Origin of the sequence: Bradyrhizobium sp. 62B (assembly GCF_030272265.2) — a bacterium.
In the GTDB taxonomy this organism is placed as follows: domain Bacteria; phylum Pseudomonadota; class Alphaproteobacteria; order Rhizobiales; family Xanthobacteraceae; genus Bradyrhizobium.
Genome location: NZ_CP092841.2, coordinates 1564821 through 1583820, shown reverse-complemented (window position 1 = coordinate 1583820; position 19000 = coordinate 1564821). Strand labels below are relative to the sequence as shown.

Below are 19000 nucleotides of genomic sequence, written 5' to 3'. Positions count from 1 at the left end.
GCGCGCCGACGCCATCACCCTAGAACGGCAGTCCCACATAGTTCTCCGCGAGCAGGCGCTGCGCCGTCTCGGAGGAGAGCAGATAGTCCAGCTCGGTCTGCTGCAGCCGATCCTCGTAGTCGAGCCGGTCGGGAAAGCGGTGCAGGAGCATCGTCATCCACCAGGAGAAGCGTTGCGCCTTCCAGATCCGCGCCAGCGCCTTGGCCGAATAGCCTTTGAGGCCGGCATCATCGCCGCTCTTATAATGCGCGAGCAGAGCGTGATAGAGATAGTAGATGTCGGATGCGGCGCTGTTCAGTCCGCGTGCGCCTGTCGGCGGCACGATGTGGGCGGCATCGCCGGCGAGGAACAGCCGGCCATAGCTCATCGGCTCGGCGACGAAGCTGCGCAGCGGCGCGATGCTCTTCTCGATCGACGGCCCCGTGACCAGATTGCCGGCGACGTCGCCCGGCAGGCGGCGCTTCAGCTCGGTCCAGAATGCATCGTCGCTCCAGTCCTCGACCTTGTCGGTCAAGGGCACCTGGATGTAGTAGCGGCTGAGCACCTGGGAGCGCAGCGAACACAGCGCAAAGCCGCGCTCGTGCTTCGCATAGATCAGCTCGGGCGACACCGGCTTGGTGCGCGACAGCACGCCCAGCCAGCCGAACGGATAGACCTTCTCATATTCGCGCAGAACGTCCTTCGGGATCGACTTGCGGCTGACGCCGTGAAAGCCATCGGCGCCGACGATGTAGTCGCAATCGATGCGGATCGTCGCGCCGTTCGACTGGTAGGTCACGTAGGGCCGGTCCGACGTCAGATCATGCGGCGTCACGTCTTCCGCATTGTGCAGGACCTTGCCGCCGAGGCGGTCCCGCGCCTCGTAGAGGTCGCGCGTCAGCTCGGTCTGGCCGTAGACCAGCACCGAATTGCCGCCGGAATGCTTGTGCAGGTCGATCTTGGACAGCACGCCGTCATGGGCGATCTCGAAACCGGTATGAATCTCGCCCTCGCGGTCCATCCGCTCGCCGCACTGCGCCTCGCGCATCAACTTGGCGAAGCCATGCTCGAGCACGCCCGCGCGGATCCGGGCGAGCACGTGGTCGCGGCTGTATTTCTCCAGCACGATCGTGTCGATGCCCTTGAGGTGCAGGAGCTGGGACAATAGCAGCCCCGACGGCCCGCCGCCGATGATACAGACCTGAACCTTCATTTTTGCGTCCTCCCGTCGGCACTTTTTTGCAGATTTAGTGCCGCGGACCGATGGAGGGTTTCGCCATTGTCTTGTACTATTCGAACATGAGAGCCGCAGCCCCCGCGATCCGGATCTACAACCTGTTCGGCGAGTCCGGCGATTTGCCCGACGTCGTGCATTGCGAGACCATCGCGTCCCGCTCGGTGCTGCACGATTGGACCCTGGCCGTGCATCGGCATGCCCGGCTGCACCAGGTGCTGCTGATCGAGCGCGGCGGCGGCGAGGCAACGCTGGATGGACGCGTGGTGCCGTTGAAGCCGATGCAGATCGTCAACGTGCCGGTCGGCCACGTCCACGGCTTCCGCTTCGTGCCCGATACGCAAGGATGGGTGCTGACCATCGCCGCGGAAATTCTGGACGAGGCGCTGCTCGCCGCCGAGGGCCTGCGCGCCGCGCTGTCGCGCTCGGCCGTGGTCCGCGGCACACCGCAGATCCGCACCACCATGAAGCAGATCTTCGCCGAACACGCCGCGCGCGATTTCGGCCGCGCCCATGTGCTGCGCGCGCTGTCGTCCGCCATGATCGGGCTGGTGGCGCGCGCGCTCACCAGCGAGAGCGGCGGCAATGGCACGGTCGAATCAAGTCTGTTCCGCCGCTTCGAGGCGCTGCTGGAGCAGCATCATCTGGAGCGCTGGAGCGTGGCGGACTACGCCGAGGCGCTGGCGGTGACACCGACGCATCTCAATCGCATCACGCGGGCAGCGACCGGCGACACCGCCTCGCACCTGATCCTCAACCGGCTGATCCGCGAGGCGCGGCGCAACCTCGTCTATACCAATCTGCCGGTCTCGACGATCGCCTACACGCTCGGCTTCGAAGACCCCGCCTATTTCAGCCGGGTCTACACTGCCGCTACGGGCGTGTCGCCGCGCGCCTTCCGCGCGCAACTCCATGGCGAAGAGACCTAGCGGCCTCACACATCGAAGAACACCGTCTCCTCCGGCCCTTGCAGATTGATCGTGAAGGAATACACGATCTTGCCGCCGCGCTCGGTCCGTTTTGCGATCAGGGTCTGGCGCCGGGACGGCTGTTCGATCAAATTGAGTACGGGGTCGACGGCGTTGGCGGCCTCTTCATCCGAGAAATAGAGCCGCGTGTTGAGACCGATATTGATGCCGCGCGCGACGATCCAGACATTGACATGCGGCGCGCATTTGCGTCCCGCTCTGTCGGTGATCGCGCCCGGCTTGATGGTCTCGAACGTCACGAGGCCGCTCTCGAAATCGGAGCCGGCGCGGCCCCAGCCGCGAAACTCCTCACTCAGCGCGCCGGCCGAACGATCGCCCGGATGATTGTAGCGTCCGCTCGCATTGGCCTGCCAGATCTCGAGCAGCACGTCGCGCAGCGGCGTGCCGGTGCCATCGAGCACCCTGCCTTCCAGCGTGATGCGCTCACCTTCGGTGCTCGGCGTTGTCAGCACATTCGAGAAGTTCTTCTCGAAAATGTCGAAGCCGGCCATCGCCGGGATCAGTCCGATATGGACATAGGGACCCGCGGTCTGCGAGGCGGTTTCCTTGAGATAGTTGAGCGGCTGCGGCATGGCTCAGTTCCCCGCGGTGCGATTTTCAAAATAGGTGGAGCGCTGGCCGCGCAGCACGATGTCGAAGCGGTAGGCGAGCGAGTCGAACGGCGTCGAGGCGTTGAGGTCGAGCGGCGCCACGAGGCGATCGAGCGCATCCTTGTCCGGGATCGTCGTCAGGATCGGACAGATCGGGATCAGGGGATCGCCCTCGAAATACATCTGGGTGATCAGCCGTTGCGCAAAACCCGAACCGAACACGGAAAAATGGATGTGGGCGGGGCGCCAGCTGTTGACGTAGTTGCGCCAGGGATAGGGCCCCGGCTTCACGGTGCGGAAATAGTAATAGCCGGTGTCGTCGGTCAGCGCGCGGCCGCAGCCGCCGAAATTCGGATCGATCGGCGCCAGATAGGTGTCCTTCTTGTGCCGGTAGCGGCCGCCGGCATTGGCCTGCCAGAACTCGACCAGCGTGTTGGGCACGCCGCGGCCGGTCTCGTCGACCACGCGGCCGTGCACGACGATGCGCTCTCCGACGGGATCGCCGTCCTTGGCGTAGTTGCGGATCAAATCGTTGTCGAGCGGACCGAGATCGTTGTGGCCGAACACCGGCCCGGTGATCTCCGAGACCGAGTTCTCCAGCGACAGCAGCGCCTGGCGCGGCGAGCGCAGCACCGAGGATTTGTAGCCCGGCGCGTGCGCGGGCGGATGGATGGAACGGTCGCGCTGGAAGAAGCCGCCGTCGCCGAGCGGCGGCGTCAGGGGCTCGGGACGGTTGAGGCGGGGATCCCGCAAGGCTGGCGCCTGGGCATTCATCGTGTCTCTCCCTTAGGCGCCCAATCCGGACGCGCGGCTTATCGGGAGATCATGGTCCGGTCTATTCCCCGGATAAATAGATCGATTATAATATATTGCATGAAAGAAATCGATCATTTGGCGCTCGACGGCCACGCGCTCGAACTGTTCCTCGCCGTGCTGGAGGAGGGATCGGTCACCGCGGCGGCAACGCGGCTCGGCCTGACGCAATCGGCGGTCAGCCACGCCCTGAACAAGCTGCGGCGGATCGCAGGCGATCCGCTGTTCGCGAAATCCGGCCGCGGCATCGTCGCCACCGCGCATGCGCAGGCCCTAGCCGCAAAGGCACGCGCGCTGATCGACGAGATGCGGAGCTTTGCCGGCGGCGTCACGTTTGAGCCGCCACGCGCCCAGCTTTCGCTGACGATCGCCGCCAATGACTTCCAGCGCGACCTGCTGCTGCCACGGTTCTTCGACCATGTCGCCGCACAGGTGAAGAGCCTGAACCTGCGCGTGATCCCCTCGCAATCGCCCTCGCCCGCGATGCTGCGCGAGAACCGCTGTGATCTCCTGATCACCCCGCTGCCGCCATCCGGCGTCGACATCGTGCAGAAGCGCCTCTTGAGCGATCATTACGTCTGCTACTACGATCCCAAGTCGCGCGCCGCGCCCACCAGCCGCGATGCCTATCTCGCGGCGCGCCACATTACCGTCGTCTATACCGACAATGAGCGGCTCGACTTCGACCGCCGGCTGGCGGCTGGCGGTCTTCACCGCGACATCGCGATCTCGGTGCCGAGCTTTTCCGGCGTGCCGTCCTTCCTGCGCGGCTCGCAGATGCTGGCGAGCATGCCGAGCCTGCTGGCGTCCGGGATCATGCGCGATTTCGCGCAAACACGCATTCCGCTGGCGTCCCGCACGCGCACGCTGGCCGAGCTGCCGATGTTCATGGTGTGGCACCAGCGCTATCAGAAAGATCCGGCCCATCGCTGGGTCAGGAGCCAGCTCGAGACGGTCGCAGCAACAGCCGCCAGGGCCTGATAGCGGTACCGTCTTTCGGAAGACCAGCCCTCGCCAAATCCACTGGTTGCGCGCGGGCCGCCACGCTAGAATTCCCCCATGACAGTGACCGACATTGCGAGCCGGACCTACAATCACAGCTGGCGGCTGGATCCCATCATCCGCAGCCTGCTTGATACCGACTTCTACAAACTATTGATGTTGCAGATGATTCGGGAGGACTACCCGGATCAGCAGGTGACCTTCTCGGTCATCAACCGCTCGCGCCATGTGCGGCTCGCCGAGATCATCGACGAGGGCGAGCTGCGCGCCCAGCTCGACCATGCCCGCACCATCCGCTTCAGCAAGAAGGAGCTGATCTGGCTGGCCGGTAACACCTTCTACGGCAAGACCCACATGTTCTCGGCGGATTTCATCCGCTGGCTGGCCGAATTCCGCCTTCCCGAATACGAGTTGCGCAAGGTCGAAGGCCAGTACGAATTGCACTTCCACGGACCGTGGACCCACACCTCGATGTGGGAGATTCCGGCGCTCGCGATCCTCAACGAGCTGCGCTCGCGCGCCGCGATCAAGGGCCGCGGCCGCTTCGAGCTCGACGTGCTCTATGCCCGCGCCAAGGCCAAGCTCTGGACCAAGGTGGAGCGTCTTCGCAAGCTGGAGAACCTCCGGCTCTCGGACTTCGGCACCCGCCGCCGTCACGGCTTCCTCTGGCAGCGCTGGTGCGTCGAGGCGGTGAAGGAAGGCCTGGGCTCCTCCTTCATCGGCACCTCCAACGTGCTGCTGGCGATGGACAATGATCTCGAGGCCATCGGCACCAATGCGCATGAGCTGCCGATGGTCGCGGCCGCGCTCGCCAAGGACGACGAGGAATTGCGCTGGGCGCCCTATCGCATTCTCGACCAATGGCGCCAGACCTATGGCGGCAACCTCCTGATCGCACTGCCCGATGCCTTCGGTACAAAAGCCTTCCTGCGCGATGCACCGGAATGGGTCGCCGATTGGACCGGCTTCCGGCCCGACAGCGCGCCGCCGATCCAGGCCGGGGAGGAGATCATCGCCTGGTGGGAGAAGAAGGGTCGCAACCCCAGGGACAAGCTGCTGGTCTTTTCCGATGCGATGGATGTCGGCTCGATCGAGGAGACCTATCATCACTTCACCGGTCGCGTCAGGCTCTCCTTCGGCTGGGGCACCAATCTTACCAACGACTTCGTCGGCTGCACGCCGGACGGCTCGTTCAACCTCGATCCGATCTCGTTGGTCTGCAAGGTGTCGTCGGTCGACGGCCGCCCCGCAGTCAAGCTCTCCGACAATCCGGAGAAGGCGACCGGCATGCCCTCGGAGATCGAGCGATATCTGCGCGTGTTCGGCGACGCCGGCCGCGTGCGCAAGCCGGTGCTGGTCTAGTCGCGAGCCCAGCGCTCTTCATCGGTAAACCGGACACGACGAATGCGAGGTATTCGTTTTCCGATACCGCGCCGGTTCCGATTTGCCGGCATTTGAAGCGATCTGCAGGCATTCATTTCACGACGCCTTCACCCTGCGATTCAGACTTTCGCGCGTTTCAGGTCGAGTTAAGCAACCGTCGCTTCTACTTCGCGTTGCAGGCGTAGCGCTCCGCTGGGGGCTTTGCGCGATTTGGGGAACGGCAGGGTGTTTCGCAAAACAGCGACGTCGAGGAAGGGAGGCAGCTTCCTTCACGTCATCAAGCTCGTCTCGCCTTTCGTGATGGTCGTCGTGCTCCAGGCGGCGATCGCGGGATTCAGCCTCGAGGTGATGTCTTCGGTCCGCGCCTATGTCGCGGGCGAAGCGCTGTGGTCGCGTTCGCAAAAGAACGCCGTCTATTTCCTCAATCTCTATCTGCATTCCGGCGACGCCAGCCAGTTCACGCAGTACCAGGCCTCGCTCGCCGTTCCCATCGGCGACGAGTTCGCACGCTGGGCCCTCGAGCGCGATCCGGTCGACCTCGAGGCCGCGCGCATCGGCTTCCTGCAAGGCGGCAATCATCCCGACGACGTTCCGGGATTGATCTGGCTGTTTCGCTATTTCAACCGCGTCAGCTTCCTGCAGGAAGCGATCCGCGAGTGGACGGCGACCGATCCCATGCTGCTGGAGCTCAGCGTCTTCGGCGAGGTCATCCGGTCCGAGTGGAAGAACGGTCCGGTTCGGGACGCGAGCCGCCTGCAAGTGCTGTCGTCACGCCTCTCCGAACTCAACGCCCAGTTCACGGTGCATGCCAACCGGTTCTCGACCGTCCTCGGCGAAGGCTCCCGCGCCATCAAGCTGACGCTGACCGGCATCAACATCGTCACCGCGGCGACGCTGATCCTGCTCCTGGTCTGGCACACAAGACGGTTGGTGCTGCAACGACAGGCATTCGAAGACGCGTTGCATGAAGAGAAGGAACGCCTGGCGTGGCAGGCTTCGCACGACTGGCTGACCGGCCTGTCCAACCGCCGCGCCTTCGAGGCGCGGCTGCAAAGCGAGCTCGACGTTGCCGCGGCCGATTCGCTCAGCCTGATCCTGCTCGACCTCGACCAGTTCAAGAACGTCAACGACAGCTGCGGTCACCTTGCCGGCGACCGCCTGCTCTGCCAGATCTCGTGTCTCCTGCAACAGGACCGGCGTCCGCACGATTTGGTGGCGCGCCTGGGCGGCGACGAATTCGGCCTGATCCTGCCGCAGTGCCCGCCCGCGAGCGCGGTCGATATCGCCGAACGGCTGCGGCGAGCGCTGGAGCTGTTCACCTTCGCCTGGGACGATCGTTGCTTTGCGGTGACCGCCAGCATCGGTGTCGCCTGTATCGCCGACAGCGCCACCACGCTCGAGGACGCGATGCGCCGCGCGGATGCCGCGTGTTATCGCGCCAAGGAGAAGGGACGCAACCGCGTTCAGATCGACGGCGGAAAACCGGACGTCGTCCTCGTTGCAGCCCGGCCGCGCGAAGCGGCTCGGGCCTGAGGCTGGCCGCCCCTCACCGCACAGACGGAATCCCGAGACCCGCGAGATGCACGTCGATGAACTGCTCGACCTGCTGACGAAGCATTTGCGGCGGCACGGCGACCATGCGCTCCTCGAGGCCGAGCGAGATGATGCCGTGCACGGCGGAGAACAGCGTGCGCGACAGCAGCGCGATCTTCACGTCGTCCGCATCCGGCAATAGCCGCACCAGGGGCGGATGCATCAGCGCGAAAGCATCCATCACCATCTGCAGGATGTCGTCGGGATAGGGACGATCGTCCTCCATCCGGTGCTCGAACAATGAGCGCAGCAGATTGGCGTGCTCGGCGAAGAACTCAAGATAGGTGCCGGCGAGTCCGTACAGTTGCCGCACCGGGTCCTCGTCCGGAACCTCGCGGAGCCGGGCCGTGAGGGCCTGAACGGTCTCCCGATTGACGGTCAGGATCACGCCGTCGAAGTCGCCGAACTCGTTATAGACGCTGCCGACGGAGCAGCCGGCGGCCTCCGCAACGTCCCGAACCTTCAATGATCTCAGGCCTTTAGTCGCAATGATGCCGCGGGCGATCTCCAGGATCTGGAGCCGCCGCCGATTTTTTTTGCGGTCTCGCAGCGATTCTTCTTGAACATTGTTCATTTTCAAGCTACTCATGTGAACATTGTTCAAATTAACCCGGAGACCTGCAAAATGCAAACCCTTGCTGTTGATATCGCCACCACCTTCGTCGATGACGCTGCCGCCCTCGTGACTGGCTCCGGCCGGGCCCTGCTGCGGTTCGCCATGGGCCCGATCAATCGCATCGCCAACGCCTGCGACGTCGCCGGCGTGCTCGCGGAACGTCGGGCAGCCTTCCGGATGTGGCGGGCCAGCCGCGATCGTGCGCGTCTCGAAGGGCGCAAGTTCAGCCTTCTTGGCCGCTGCTCGCCGTTTCGCCGCCTCTCCCATCTGACCTGAGACGCGTGCAGCCATGGACCCCAGGTTCAGCCCGAATCCCGGATCAGGTCGCAAGGAAGGACTCACCATGTCCCGACATTCGCGGTCGATCCCGCTGGCCACCGTGATGCGGTTCAGGTTTTCATCATGGCCCGGGCCATATCCGGCCCAGCGCGGCTGACGCGGCCGCGATCAGATAATTGCGAACCTAACGAGACCAATTGGAGACCAACAGGATCGGAGGAACCGAGGGGACAAGCAGGCCGGCGACATCCTCGCCGTGCAATTTGCTTAACCCCATGCGCTTCCGGTCGTGACGCCTCACCGGCAACGTAACAACCTCAGGCTGCCTTTCCAAAACAGGACTAGTCATGATCAGGGAATTGATGTCGTCACGCCGCTTTGCGCCGCTGTTCTGGGCGCAGTTCTTCTCGGCGCTCAATGACAATGTGCTCAAGAACGCGCTTGTCATTATTCTGCTCTACAGTGCCGCGACCGGCCACGGCGATGCGCTGGTGACGGTGGCCGGCGCCGTCTTCATCTTCCCCTATTTCATCCTGTCCGGGCTCGGCGGCCAGCTCGCCGACAAATACGTCAAATCCGTCGTCGCAAGGCGGCTCAAATTCGCCGAGATCTTCGCAGCCGGCTTTGCCGCCGCCGGCTTCTTCATGCACTCGGTACCGCTCCTGTTCGCGGCACTCGCCCTGTTCGGCGTCATCGCCGCGCTGTTCGGGCCGGTGAAATACGCCATGCTGCCGGACCAGCTCGAGCTCGGCGAGCTCGCGACCGGCAACGCGCTGGTCGAGGGCGCGACCTTCATGGCCATCCTGCTCGGCACCGTCGCCGGCGGCCAGTTCGTCGCCGGCTCCGCGCATATGGGCTGGGTCGCATCGGCCGTGGTCGTGCTGGCCCTGCTGTCCTGGGCGTTCGCGTCCCGCATTCCGCAGACCACGCCCTCCGCGCCCGATCTGCCCGTCGATGCCAATCCCTGGACCTCGACGGTGAGCCTGCTCAGGACGTTGCACGCCGACCATCGGCTGTGGGACGGCACCGTGATCGTCTCCTGGTTCTGGCTGGTCGGCGCCATCGTGCTGTCGCTGCTGCCGGCGCTGGTCAAGGAGGTCGTCGGCGGCACCGAGGGCGTGGTGACGCTGTGCCTTGCGATCTTCGCGATCGGCATCGCCATCGGCTCGCTGTTCGCAGCCAGCCTCAGCCACGTTCGCCCGAACCTCGCGCTGGTGCCGATCGGCGCGATCATCATGGGCTTTGCCGGCCTCGACCTCGCCTTCGCGATCGCCGTGACCGCCAAGGGCCAGGACATCACCGCGTCCGGTTTCGCGACCTCGTTCGCGGGCCTGCGCATGCTCGCCGATTTCGTCGCCTTCGCATTCGGCGGCGGCCTGTTCGTCGTCCCCTCCTTCGCCGCCGTGCAGGCCTGGTCGGCGCCCAACGAGCGCGCCCGGATCATCGCCGCCGGCAATGTGCTGCAGGCTGCGTTCATGGTGGTCGGCTCGCTGTTTGTCGCGCTGCTGCAGGCGGCCGGCCTTCATGTCGGCTGGATCTTCTTCGGCCTCGGCGTCGCCAGCTTCGGCGCGGTGTGGTTCGTGCTGACCAAATGGGGCAAGGAAGGCGTGCGTGATTTCGGCGGCCTCCTGTTCCGCGCGCTGTTCCGCACCGAGGTCCGCGGCCTCGAAAACCTGCCGCCCCCGGGCACGCGGATGCTGATCGCGCCGAACCATGTCAGCCTGATCGATGGTCCGCTGCTGCACGCCGTGCTGCCGATCGACGCCAGCTTCGCGGTCGACACCGGCATCGCCAAGGCCTGGTGGGCCAAGCCATTCCTGCGCGTCGTCAAGCACTACACCATGGATCCGACCAAGCCGCTGGCCGCCCGCGACCTGATCAAGCTCGTCGCCGCCGGCGAGCCCGTGGTGATCTTCCCGGAAGGACGCATCACCGTCTCCGGCTCGCTGATGAAGGTCTATGACGGCACCGCGATGATCGCGGACAAGGCCGACGCCGTGGTCGTGCCGGTGCGCATCGAAGGCGCGCAGCGCTCGCATCTCAGCTACCTCAATTCGAGCCAGATCAAGCGCTCGTGGTTTCCGCGGGTGACGGTGACGATCCTGCCGCCGGTCAAGCTTCCGGTCGATGCCGCGCTGAAGGGCAAGGCGCGCCGCAATGCCGCCGGTGCCGCGCTCCAGGACGTGATGATCGATGCCATGGTGAAGAACGCCATGCTCGACCACTCGCTGTTCGAGGCGCTCGGACACGCCTATCGCGACCGCGACACCGGCAAGGTCATCATTGAGGATGCGCTCGGCACCAAGCTGACCTATCGCAAGCTGATCCTCGGCGCGCAGGTCCTCAGCAGCAAGCTGGAGAACGGGACTGCCGTCGGCGAGAATGTCGGCGTGCTGCTGCCGAATTCCGCCGGCGTCGCCGTCGTCTTCATGGCGCTGCAGAACATCGGCCGGGTGCCGGCGATGCTCAACTTCTCCGCCGGCCCGGTCAACGTGCTCGCCGCCATGAAGGCCGCGCAGGTCAAGACCGTTCTGACCTCGAAGGCGTTCATCGAGAAGGGCAAGCTCGACAAGCTGATGGCCGCGATCTCCGCGGAAGCGCGGGTGGTCTATCTCGAAGACGTCCGCGCCTCGATCGGCCTGGCCGACAAGATCAAGGGCCTGCTCGCCGGCACGACGCCCCGCGTCGTCCGCCAGGCCAACGATCCCGCCGTCGTGCTGTTCACGTCGGGTTCGGAAGGCACGCCCAAGGGCGTGGTGCTGTCCCATCGCAACATCCTCGCCAACGCGGCGCAGGCGCTGGCGCGGGTCGATGCCAACGCCAATGACAAGGTGTTCAACGTGCTGCCGGTGTTCCACTCGTTCGGCCTCACGGGCGGAATGATGATGCCGATGCTCGCGGGCATTCCGATCTACATGTACCCTTCGCCGCTGCACTACCGGATCGTGCCCGAGCTGATCTACCAGACCGGCGCCACCATCCTGTTCGGCACCGATACGTTCCTTACCGGCTATGCCCGCTCGGCGCATGCCTACGACTTCCGCACGCTGCGCCTCGTGATCGCCGGCGCCGAAGCGGTCAAGGATCGCACCCGGCAAGTGTTCATGGAGCGCTACGGCATCCGCATCCTCGAAGGCTATGGCGTCACCGAGACGGCGCCGGTGCTGGCGATGAACACGCCGATGGCCAATCGCCCCGGTACCGTCGGTCGCCTCTCGCCGCTGATGGAAAGCCGCCTCGATCCGGTCCCCGGCATCGAGGAAGGCGGCCGCCTCTCGGTGCGCGGGCCGAACGTGATGCTTGGTTACCTCAGGGCCGAGAATCCCGGCGTGCTCGAAAAGCTTCCCGAGGGCTGGCACGACACCGGCGACATCGTGGCGATCGACGCCGCCGGCTTCATCACCATCAAGGGCCGCGCCAAGCGATTTGCCAAGATCGCAGGCGAGATGGTCTCGCTGTCCGCGGTCGAAGCCATCGCGGCCACGCTGTGGCCGCAGGCCGGATCGGTCGCCGTGTCGATCCCCGACCAGCGCAAGGGCGAGCGCATCGTGCTGCTGACGACGGAGAAGGGTGCCGAGCGCAGCGCGATGCAGGGCCAGGCCAAGGCGATCGGCGCGTCCGAGCTGACCGTGCCCGCGGCGATCATGGTGGTCGACAAGGTGCCGCTGCTCGGCACCGGCAAGACCGACTATGTCACCGCAACGACGATGGCACGCGAGCAAGCCTCCGCGCCGGAGCGCGAGGTGGCGTAGGAGAGATGCACGAGGCGCCGCGATCAGGCGATGCGCGATGCCCGGGAGTGGTTCTGCTTCACGGCATCGCGCGGACCTCGGCATCCCTGAACAGGCTGGAACGGGCGCTCCGTGCGACCGGCTTCGCAACGCTGAATATCGACTATTCCAGCCGCAAGAAGCCGATCGCGGCGCTTGCTGACGACATCCACCCGGCGATCGCCCGCTTCGCCGAGCGCGACGCACCGCTGCACTTCGTCGCGCATTCGATGGGCGGCCTCGTGGCGCGCGCCTATATCGCAAGATACCGGCCGGCCCAGCTTGCCGGCGTCGTGATGCTGGGTACGCCGAACGGCGGCAGCGAGGTCGCCGATGTCCTCAGCGGATCCCGGCTCTACCGCGCATTCTATGGGCCCGCCGGGCTCGAGCTCACGACAGCGACCCGGCCGGATGCCCTGCCAGCCGTTGACTATCCCGTCGGCGTGATTGCGGGGAGCCGTTTCATCGATCCCGTCGCCGGACTGTTGATTCTGCCGAGGCCGAATGACGGGCGGGTGTCGGTCCAGAGCTCAATGCTGGCCGGCATGGCCGATCATATCGTCATCAGGGCATCGCATACCCGGCTTCCACGTGACGCCGCCGCGATCGAACAGACGATCGCCTTCCTGCGCGACGGCCGCTTCCGCGCCCGCTAACCGTCACGCCGCCGTCCGTCGCTCCTGCGCATAGCGCACCAGCGCCGCGAAGCGATAGATGCCGTGCACGAATTTGCCGTAGGGCATGGTGACGAACAGCGCGAACACCGCGCCGAGATGCAGCGCGAGCAGCGGGCCCATGGCGGCGGTCTCGCGCAGGACGAGGAGCAGCATGCCGGTGAGCCCGGTCAGGAACAGCATGGCGATGAAGCCGACATCCATGCCGTAACTGAACTCGTCGAGCAATGCTGGATCGCGCTGCATCTTGGCCGTGAACAGACCGATCGGGCCAACGATCAATCCGATGCCGCCGAGCGTGCCCAGCACCACCGGCAGGTCCCACCACGGATACGGCGCCTCGCGGCCGAGCAGATAGTGATAAAGCGTCGCCACCGACGTCGCGGCAAAGCACAGGACGAAGCCGTAGAACGTCAGGTGGTGATAGAGCTTGCGCCGGTCGGTCGGCTTGTCGTCCTCGTTGTAGCAGCCGACCCCGCCACCATGGAGATAGCGCAGCTCACCGGCGTCGCGGATCGCCTGGAAGATCGAGCCGCCGTCGGCGCGGCCGCCGATGGGCGGACCGATGTCGCGCCAGAAGGCGCGCACGCTCATGACCAGGGCCAGAACAGCATAGACGAAGGCAACGCTGAACAATGCGGCCATCGCGTTGTGCGGCATCAGTCTGTAAAACGCACCGGGACCGGTGTGCACACCGAACAGCACGTTGCGATCATTCAGGGCAGCGAAGCCGAGGATGAAGGCCGCCATGCTGAGCGCAGCGATGATGCTGATGACGAGCCCGTTGCGGGCGAAAGCGCCGGACAGCGCGCCCGGCCAGGCATAGGCCGCATAGGATTCGGCGCGCGCGACCGCGAGCGTCTTCGGCACGTTGACATTGAATTCGTGCGGCGGGGAGAATTGGCAGTCGACATAGCAGGCGCCGCAGCCATGGCAGAGATTGGCGAGATAATTGAGGTCGCCGTCGGAGAAGGCGCGGCGCATCTCCATGGCGGGAAACACCGCGCAAAGTCCCTCGCAATAGCGGCAGGAATTGCAGACCGTCATCAGGCGGTCGGTTTCGTCCAGAATTCTGGTTCCGTGCATGGCGCGCTACTTCGTCAGGCCTTTGCCCTCGAGCCATTTCTGGATCAGGGCGGCGACCTCGAGGTTGTTCTTGTCCATCATCACCATGTGCGAATTGCCCTTGATGCCGGCCTGCGGGAGGTCGACGACGTCGACGCTGCCGCCGGCCGCCTTGATGGCATCGGCAAAGGCGATACCGTTGCCGCGGATCTTGGGCCAGCGCGAATCGCGCTCGATATAGTCGCCGTAGATGACGAGGGTCGGAATGGACTTCAGCACGTCCGCCTTGGCAGGATCGCCGATGCCGGCCGGCTCGATCGCGATCAGCGCCTTGACCTTGTCGGGCCGCGCTTGCGCGACCTTGAAGCCGAAGCTGCCGGCCTGGCTGTGGAACAGGATCACCGAGGGGCCGACGCGATCGAGCTCGGCGATATAGGCGGCAACGGTCGCATCATCCGTCGTGGTCCAACGCGGCACGTTCTGCTTGACGAAGTTCTCATAGCCCTCGACCGGAAACTGGTTGCCCGGCAACAGCTTTCGCTTGGCGGGATCGGGATCGTAGGAGCCCGGACCCTCGCCGATGCGGAAGCGCTCGAATGGATTGGCCGTGGTGAGGAAGACCGGCTCGCCCTTGAAGATGTCAGGGTATTGCGCCCAGCCCGCGCGTCCCCGCTCCACCGCGTCGGAATTGTAGACCGCCCAGCCCTTGCGCAAGAAGTAGTTCAACCAACCCTCGCGCCCGTCCGGCGTGGTCTCGTAGGTGACGCCGGTCAGTCCGCCGCCGTGCCACATCAGCAGCGGATAGGCGCCCTTCTCGTTGGCCGGCAGGAAATATTGCACGTACATCTGCTCGACCTGGTAGGTGCCGTTTGGATCGACCTTGGCCGGCACGCCGCCGGGCGTGAACACGACCTCCCTCACGGGCTTGCCGGAGATTTCGACGAGACGCCCGCCGACATGGAACGAACCCATGTCGCGCAGGGTAATCGGCTCGGCGGCGTGGGCGTGACCTGCGATCAGCAGCGCCGTGAGCGAAGCGATGGCAATGCGCGACATGGTTCCTCCCTGACTTTTCTTCGTTCTAGTTTTTCGCATGACGTGCCGCTTCCCGCCCCGCGATCCGTCCGAACACACTGCCGATGGTCATGCCCATGCCGGCGGCATAGCCCTTGCCGAGCACGTTGCCGGCCATGATCTCGCCGGCCGCGAACATGTTGGCGGAGGGCTTGCCGTCAGCCATCAGCATCCGCGCTTCTTTGGTTACGCGCGTGCCGAGATAGGTGAAGGTGACGCCGGGCCGCACCGGATAAGCGAGATAAGGCGGCGTCTCGATCTTGCGCGCCCAGTGGGTCTTGGGTGGCGTGATGCCCTCGGTCACGCAATCATCCAGGATGGTGTGGTCGAAGGTGCCGGGCCGCACCGCGGCGTTGAATTCTGTGATGGTCTTTTCCAGCGCAGCCGGATCGAGCTCGAGCTTGCCGGCAAGCTCGGCAATTGTTTGCCCGGCGATCGGCGGGAACAAGGTCGGCATGAAACTGGTGACGACCGTGGAATCGAAGATGATGTAGGCGATCTGATCGGGCTGGGCCGCGACCAGCCGGCCCCAGATCGCGTAGCGCTTCGGCCAGATGTCCTCGCCTTCGTCGTAGAATCGCTGCGCGTGCTTGTTGACGACGATGCCGAACACGACGGAGTCGTGCCGCGTGATGATGCCGCCGTCGAATTTCGGCGCGCGGGCGTCGATCGCGACCGCATGACACTGGGTGGGATCGCCGACCTCCTGCACGCCCTTGTCGAGCAGCATCTTCAGGATCGAGCCGCGATTATAGGGCGTGCCGCGGATCAGGAAATTGTCGGCGGCCTCGCCCCAATATTGCTTCAGCCATTCGATGTTGGCCTCGAACCCGCCGGCGGCAGCGACCAACGAGGTCGCGCGGATCTCGGTCGCACCCTTGACCGGCCGCTTGAGGCGCGCGGCCAGGAACATGCCGTCCTCGATCACGAGATCGGTGACTTCGGCATCGTATTCGACATCGACGCCGAGCCGCTCCGCGGTCAGGTACAGCGCGTTCAGCATCGCGCGGCCACCGCCAAGGAAGAAGGAGTTGGTGCGGCCGAGGCTCAGCGTGCCGCCGAGCGAAGGCTGCCAGCGCACGCCCTGCTCGACGATCCAGTTCAAAATGTCCTTGGACTCCCGGATCATGTGGCGGGCGAGCACCTCGTCGGTCTGCCCGCCGGTGACGCGCAGCAGATCCTCCCAAAACTCCTCTTCGGTGTAAGGGCCGGTGAGGATTTCGGTCGCCGCGTCGTGGGCGCAGCGCATGTTGCGGGTATGGCGCGTGTTGCCGCCACGGTAGAACTTTGGCGCGCCTTCGAGCACCAGCACGGACGCGCCGCCGCGCCGCGCCGCGATCGCCGCGCACAGCGCCGCGTTGCCGCCGCCGATCACCAGCACATCGTATTTGCTGCTCATGCCGTCCGCCCGATGCGACGAAGTTGGAGACATTCTGCGCGCCGGCGGCCGCGGTCAACCAGGCCGCCATTGCGTACTTTTGTATACAAAGATATACATTGGCGGGACAAGCGCCATCTTCGCATGGGCAGGATGCGCTTTACGTTCCGAGGACAAATGGCCAGACGCCCGGCAAAGGCAGGCGGATCGATCACGCGTGGTGGGGGCGTCGCGCTCGGCGAAGCCGTGTTCCGCTCGCTCTGCGAGGCGCTCCAGGCCGGCAGCTACCGCGCCGGCGACCGATTGCGCGAGGAAGAGGTCGCCCAGCGGCTGAAGGTCAGCCGCACGCCGGTTCGCGAAGCGTTGGGCCGGCTCGCCGCACGCGGTTTTGTCGAGCCCGCCGGCGGCCGCGGCGTGATCGTCCGCAATCTCGACATCTCGGAGGTGCTCGAGCTCTACGCCATGCGCGAGATCATGGAAGGCGCCGCCGCGCGCCTCGCCGCCGAACATGCCTCAACGCCGGAGATCGACGCGCTCAATGACATCGAGCAGGCCTTCGTCGAGGCCTCCGAGACCAACGCCGCGGAGATGGCAGGAGACATGGCAAGGCTGAACCGCGCCTTCCACGAGGCGATCTGCCGCGCCGCGCGCAACCGCTATCTCGACAACGCCTCGCGCGAATTGCAGGACTGGATCGCCCTGCTCGGTCCGACCACCTTCACCGTATCGGGTCGCCCTTCGACCAGCCATGGCGAGCATCAGGCCATCATCGAGGCCATCGCAGCACGCGACGGCGACAAGGCCGAGCAGCTTGCACGCGCCCATATCGGCGAGGCGCTGCGCTGCCGGCTGAAACTGTTGCAGAAGCAGTAGGCTATCGTCGTGCCCGGCGCGCTGGACGCGCATCGTCGGCCGCAGCCAGCGCGGCGTCGAGAGCTTCGGTCGGCCCGCCCAGAGCGCGCGTCAGACGGATGGCGGCCTTCAACAATAGCGACGTCATCGTCTTGATGTTGTCCCGCGTGAAGCGCGGCTTCGGACCGGAGAGCGACAAGGCGCCGGCACATCTGGCATCGGGTCCGAACACCGGACAGGCAAGCCCGGCGCAATCGGGATCACGCTCGCCAAAGGACATGGCGACACAGCCCTCGCGAATCTCGTCATAGCCCTCGCCTTTCTCGCCGTCGAAGGCGAGAATAAGTCGGCCAGCCGCCCCGCGGTCGAGCGGCAGCAGCATGCCGGCCTCGACGCGGTCCAGCGTCGAATGCTGTGAATCGACGCGAAAGACGCACAGCCGGCGCCTGGCATCATGCCTCACATGGAACGAGGGGCTTTCGGTCCCATCGGCCACAAGCTGCCGCAACAGCGGCATCACCCGGTCGTGCAGGTTGTTGCTGCGCTGATAGACCGCGCCGAGCCGGAACGGCGTCGGGCCGAGATGATAGCGACCGTCGGCGAATTGCACGAGGTAGCCGAATTCCTGCAGCGACGTCATCAGCCGCAGCAGCGTGCTTTTGTACATTTTGGTACGCCGGGCGAGCTCGGCCAGCGTCATCGGCTCCGGAGCATCTTCGAACGCCGCCAAGATGCTGAGAGCGCGGTCGACGGCTGCGACGCCGGGCGAAGGCATGTCGTCTCCTATTGAGGAAATCCGGAGGGATCGATCAGCTTTGCGATGACGGGAAAATACGCATCGCCCATGCCCTTGTCGATCGTCTCCTGGAAGATCTCGCGCATCAGCGCCGCGCCGCGCAGATTCAGCCCGGCCTGCGCACCCAGCTCCAGCGCGTAGGAGAGATCCTTCATGGCATATTCAGTCGAGAAGGCCCGCAGCGGAAACTCTTTGGCGACAATCGCCTTCATGCCGTGGTTGCGCAGGGCAAAGCTGTCCGCCGAGCCTTTCGACAGCGTCTCCAGCAGCAGCTTCGGCTCGACGCCGCTGTGCTTGGCGAGCGCGACGGCCTCCGCCAGCGCGTTGACGGTCTCGAACAGCACCATGTTGTTGAGGATCTTCGTCACCTGGCCCGCGCCGGTTCCGCCGCAGAGTGTGACATCGGTGGCGAAATGCCGGATCAGCGGCTCAACCTCCGCGAACTGCTCCGCCGTCGCGCCGACCATGACGCTGAGGGTGCCGTCCTGCGCGGCCTGGCGTGTGCGCGCGATCGGTGCATCGATCCAGAGCGCGCCCTTCGCGGCGAGTTGCTCAGCGAACGACCGGGTCTGACCGACGTCAGAGGTGCCGAGGTCAATCACGGTCTGGCCGCGCTTGATGGCCGGCAAGATGCCGGCGAATACCGACATCACGTGCCTGGCGCTGGGCAGGCACAGGAATATCGTCTCGCTGCCGCCGACGACATCCGCGATCGATGTCGTCGCCGTCGCACCATCAGCCGCGATGCGCGCCAATGGCTCAGCGGCAAGGTCAAACGCAAGGACCGTTCGCCCGCTCTTGCGCAGCAGGTTGCGACAGATCGGCTCGCCCATGACGCCGAGACCGATGAACCCGATTGAACCGGACATTCCGTACTCTCCCTCAAAATCCCGCGGCCGGGCGGATGGCGGTT

Annotated in this window: 16 protein-coding genes; 7 read left to right on the top strand and 9 right to left on the bottom strand. The window is 65.2% G+C overall.

Annotated features, from left to right (window positions below; translation table 11 throughout):
- Nucleotides 1-19 precede the first annotated feature (19 nt).
- On the bottom strand, nt 20-1192 hold the full coding sequence (gene pobA, locus ML401_RS07600) for a 4-hydroxybenzoate 3-monooxygenase (RefSeq protein ID WP_285811144.1): 1173 nt from the start codon (nt 1190-1192) through the stop codon (nt 20-22).
- Nucleotides 1193-1242: 50 nt separating this feature from the next.
- Here pobA and ML401_RS07595 point away from each other — a divergent pair, with 50 nt between their 5' ends.
- Nucleotides 1243-2142 (top strand): helix-turn-helix domain-containing protein, encoded by a 900-nt coding sequence (locus ML401_RS07595; RefSeq protein WP_212068859.1) that lies wholly within the window; start codon nt 1243-1245, stop codon nt 2140-2142.
- A gap of 5 nt (nt 2143-2147) precedes the next feature.
- Here ML401_RS07595 and pcaG read toward each other — a convergent pair whose 3' ends face one another.
- Nucleotides 2148-2774 (bottom strand): protocatechuate 3,4-dioxygenase subunit alpha, encoded by a 627-nt coding sequence (gene pcaG / locus ML401_RS07590; RefSeq protein ID WP_285811141.1) that lies wholly within the window; start codon nt 2772-2774, stop codon nt 2148-2150.
- 3 nt (nt 2775-2777) lie between these two features.
- Nucleotides 2778-3566 carry a protocatechuate 3,4-dioxygenase subunit beta gene (gene pcaH, locus ML401_RS07585; RefSeq protein ID WP_194406393.1) on the bottom strand — a complete coding sequence of 263 codons (789 nt, stop codon included), beginning with the start codon at nt 3564-3566 and terminating at the stop codon, nt 2778-2780.
- 99 nt (nt 3567-3665) lie between these two features.
- Between pcaH and ML401_RS07580 the strand changes: the two genes are divergently transcribed.
- The 3 genes from ML401_RS07580 to ML401_RS07570 all read left to right on the top strand — a co-directional run bounded on the left by ML401_RS07580 (nt 3666) and on the right by ML401_RS07570 (nt 7523).
- Nucleotides 3666-4586, top strand: a complete 921-nt coding sequence (locus ML401_RS07580) for a LysR family transcriptional regulator (RefSeq protein WP_285811139.1) — start codon at nt 3666-3668, stop codon at nt 4584-4586.
- A gap of 78 nt (nt 4587-4664) precedes the next feature.
- Nucleotides 4665-5969: a nicotinate phosphoribosyltransferase gene (pncB, locus tag ML401_RS07575; RefSeq protein WP_194406391.1), complete on the top strand. Its 1305-nt coding sequence runs from the start codon at nt 4665-4667 to the stop codon at nt 5967-5969.
- Nucleotides 5970-6215: 246 nt separating this feature from the next.
- Nucleotides 6216-7523 (top strand): GGDEF domain-containing protein, encoded by a 1308-nt coding sequence (locus tag ML401_RS07570; RefSeq protein WP_285811137.1) that lies wholly within the window; start codon nt 6216-6218, stop codon nt 7521-7523.
- Between the two features lie 13 nt (nt 7524-7536).
- Here ML401_RS07570 and ML401_RS07565 read toward each other — a convergent pair whose 3' ends face one another.
- On the bottom strand, nt 7537-8157 hold the full coding sequence (locus ML401_RS07565) for a TetR/AcrR family transcriptional regulator (protein ID WP_194408194.1): 621 nt from the start codon (nt 8155-8157) through the stop codon (nt 7537-7539).
- Between the two features lie 668 nt (nt 8158-8825).
- Here ML401_RS07565 and ML401_RS07560 point away from each other — a divergent pair.
- Both ML401_RS07560 and ML401_RS07555 read left to right on the top strand, forming a co-directional pair.
- Complete coding sequence (locus tag ML401_RS07560) at nt 8826-12230, top strand: acyl-[ACP]--phospholipid O-acyltransferase (RefSeq protein WP_285811135.1); 3405 nt, start codon at nt 8826-8828, stop codon at nt 12228-12230.
- 5 nt (nt 12231-12235) lie between these two features.
- Entirely contained in the window at nt 12236-12904 is a 669-nt protein-coding gene (locus tag ML401_RS07555; protein WP_285811133.1) for an alpha/beta hydrolase family protein, read from the top strand.
- Nucleotides 12905-12907: 3 nt separating this feature from the next.
- Here ML401_RS07555 and tcuB read toward each other — a convergent pair whose 3' ends face one another.
- From tcuB to tcuA, 3 genes are read right to left on the bottom strand one after another with little or no spacing between them, the layout of a single operon-like run.
- Nucleotides 12908-14008: a tricarballylate utilization 4Fe-4S protein TcuB gene (tcuB, locus tag ML401_RS07550; RefSeq protein ID WP_285811131.1), complete on the bottom strand. Its 1101-nt coding sequence runs from the start codon at nt 14006-14008 to the stop codon at nt 12908-12910.
- Between the two features lie 6 nt (nt 14009-14014).
- Nucleotides 14015-15043, bottom strand: coding sequence for an esterase (locus ML401_RS07545; protein ID WP_285811129.1), 1029 nt, complete (start codon nt 15041-15043; stop codon nt 14015-14017).
- A 25-nt stretch (nt 15044-15068) separates the two neighbouring features.
- Nucleotides 15069-16460: an FAD-dependent tricarballylate dehydrogenase TcuA gene (gene tcuA / locus ML401_RS07540; RefSeq protein ID WP_285811127.1), complete on the bottom strand. Its 1392-nt coding sequence runs from the start codon at nt 16458-16460 to the stop codon at nt 15069-15071.
- A 156-nt stretch (nt 16461-16616) separates the two neighbouring features.
- Between tcuA and ML401_RS07535 the strand changes: the two genes are divergently transcribed.
- Complete coding sequence (locus ML401_RS07535; RefSeq protein ID WP_285811125.1) at nt 16617-17312, top strand: GntR family transcriptional regulator; 696 nt, start codon at nt 16617-16619, stop codon at nt 17310-17312.
- A gap of 1 nt (nt 17313) precedes the next feature.
- Here ML401_RS07535 and ML401_RS07530 read toward each other — a convergent pair whose 3' ends face one another.
- Together ML401_RS07530 and ML401_RS07525 are read right to left on the bottom strand one after the other, a co-directional pair.
- The gene (locus tag ML401_RS07530; protein ID WP_211419627.1) at nt 17314-18066 is read right to left on the bottom strand and encodes an IclR family transcriptional regulator; all 753 of its coding nucleotides are present in this window, start codon (nt 18064-18066) and stop codon (nt 17314-17316) included.
- A gap of 8 nt (nt 18067-18074) precedes the next feature.
- Complete coding sequence (locus ML401_RS07525) at nt 18075-18956, bottom strand: NAD(P)-dependent oxidoreductase (protein ID WP_212068852.1); 882 nt, start codon at nt 18954-18956, stop codon at nt 18075-18077.
- Nucleotides 18957-19000 lie beyond the last annotated feature (44 nt).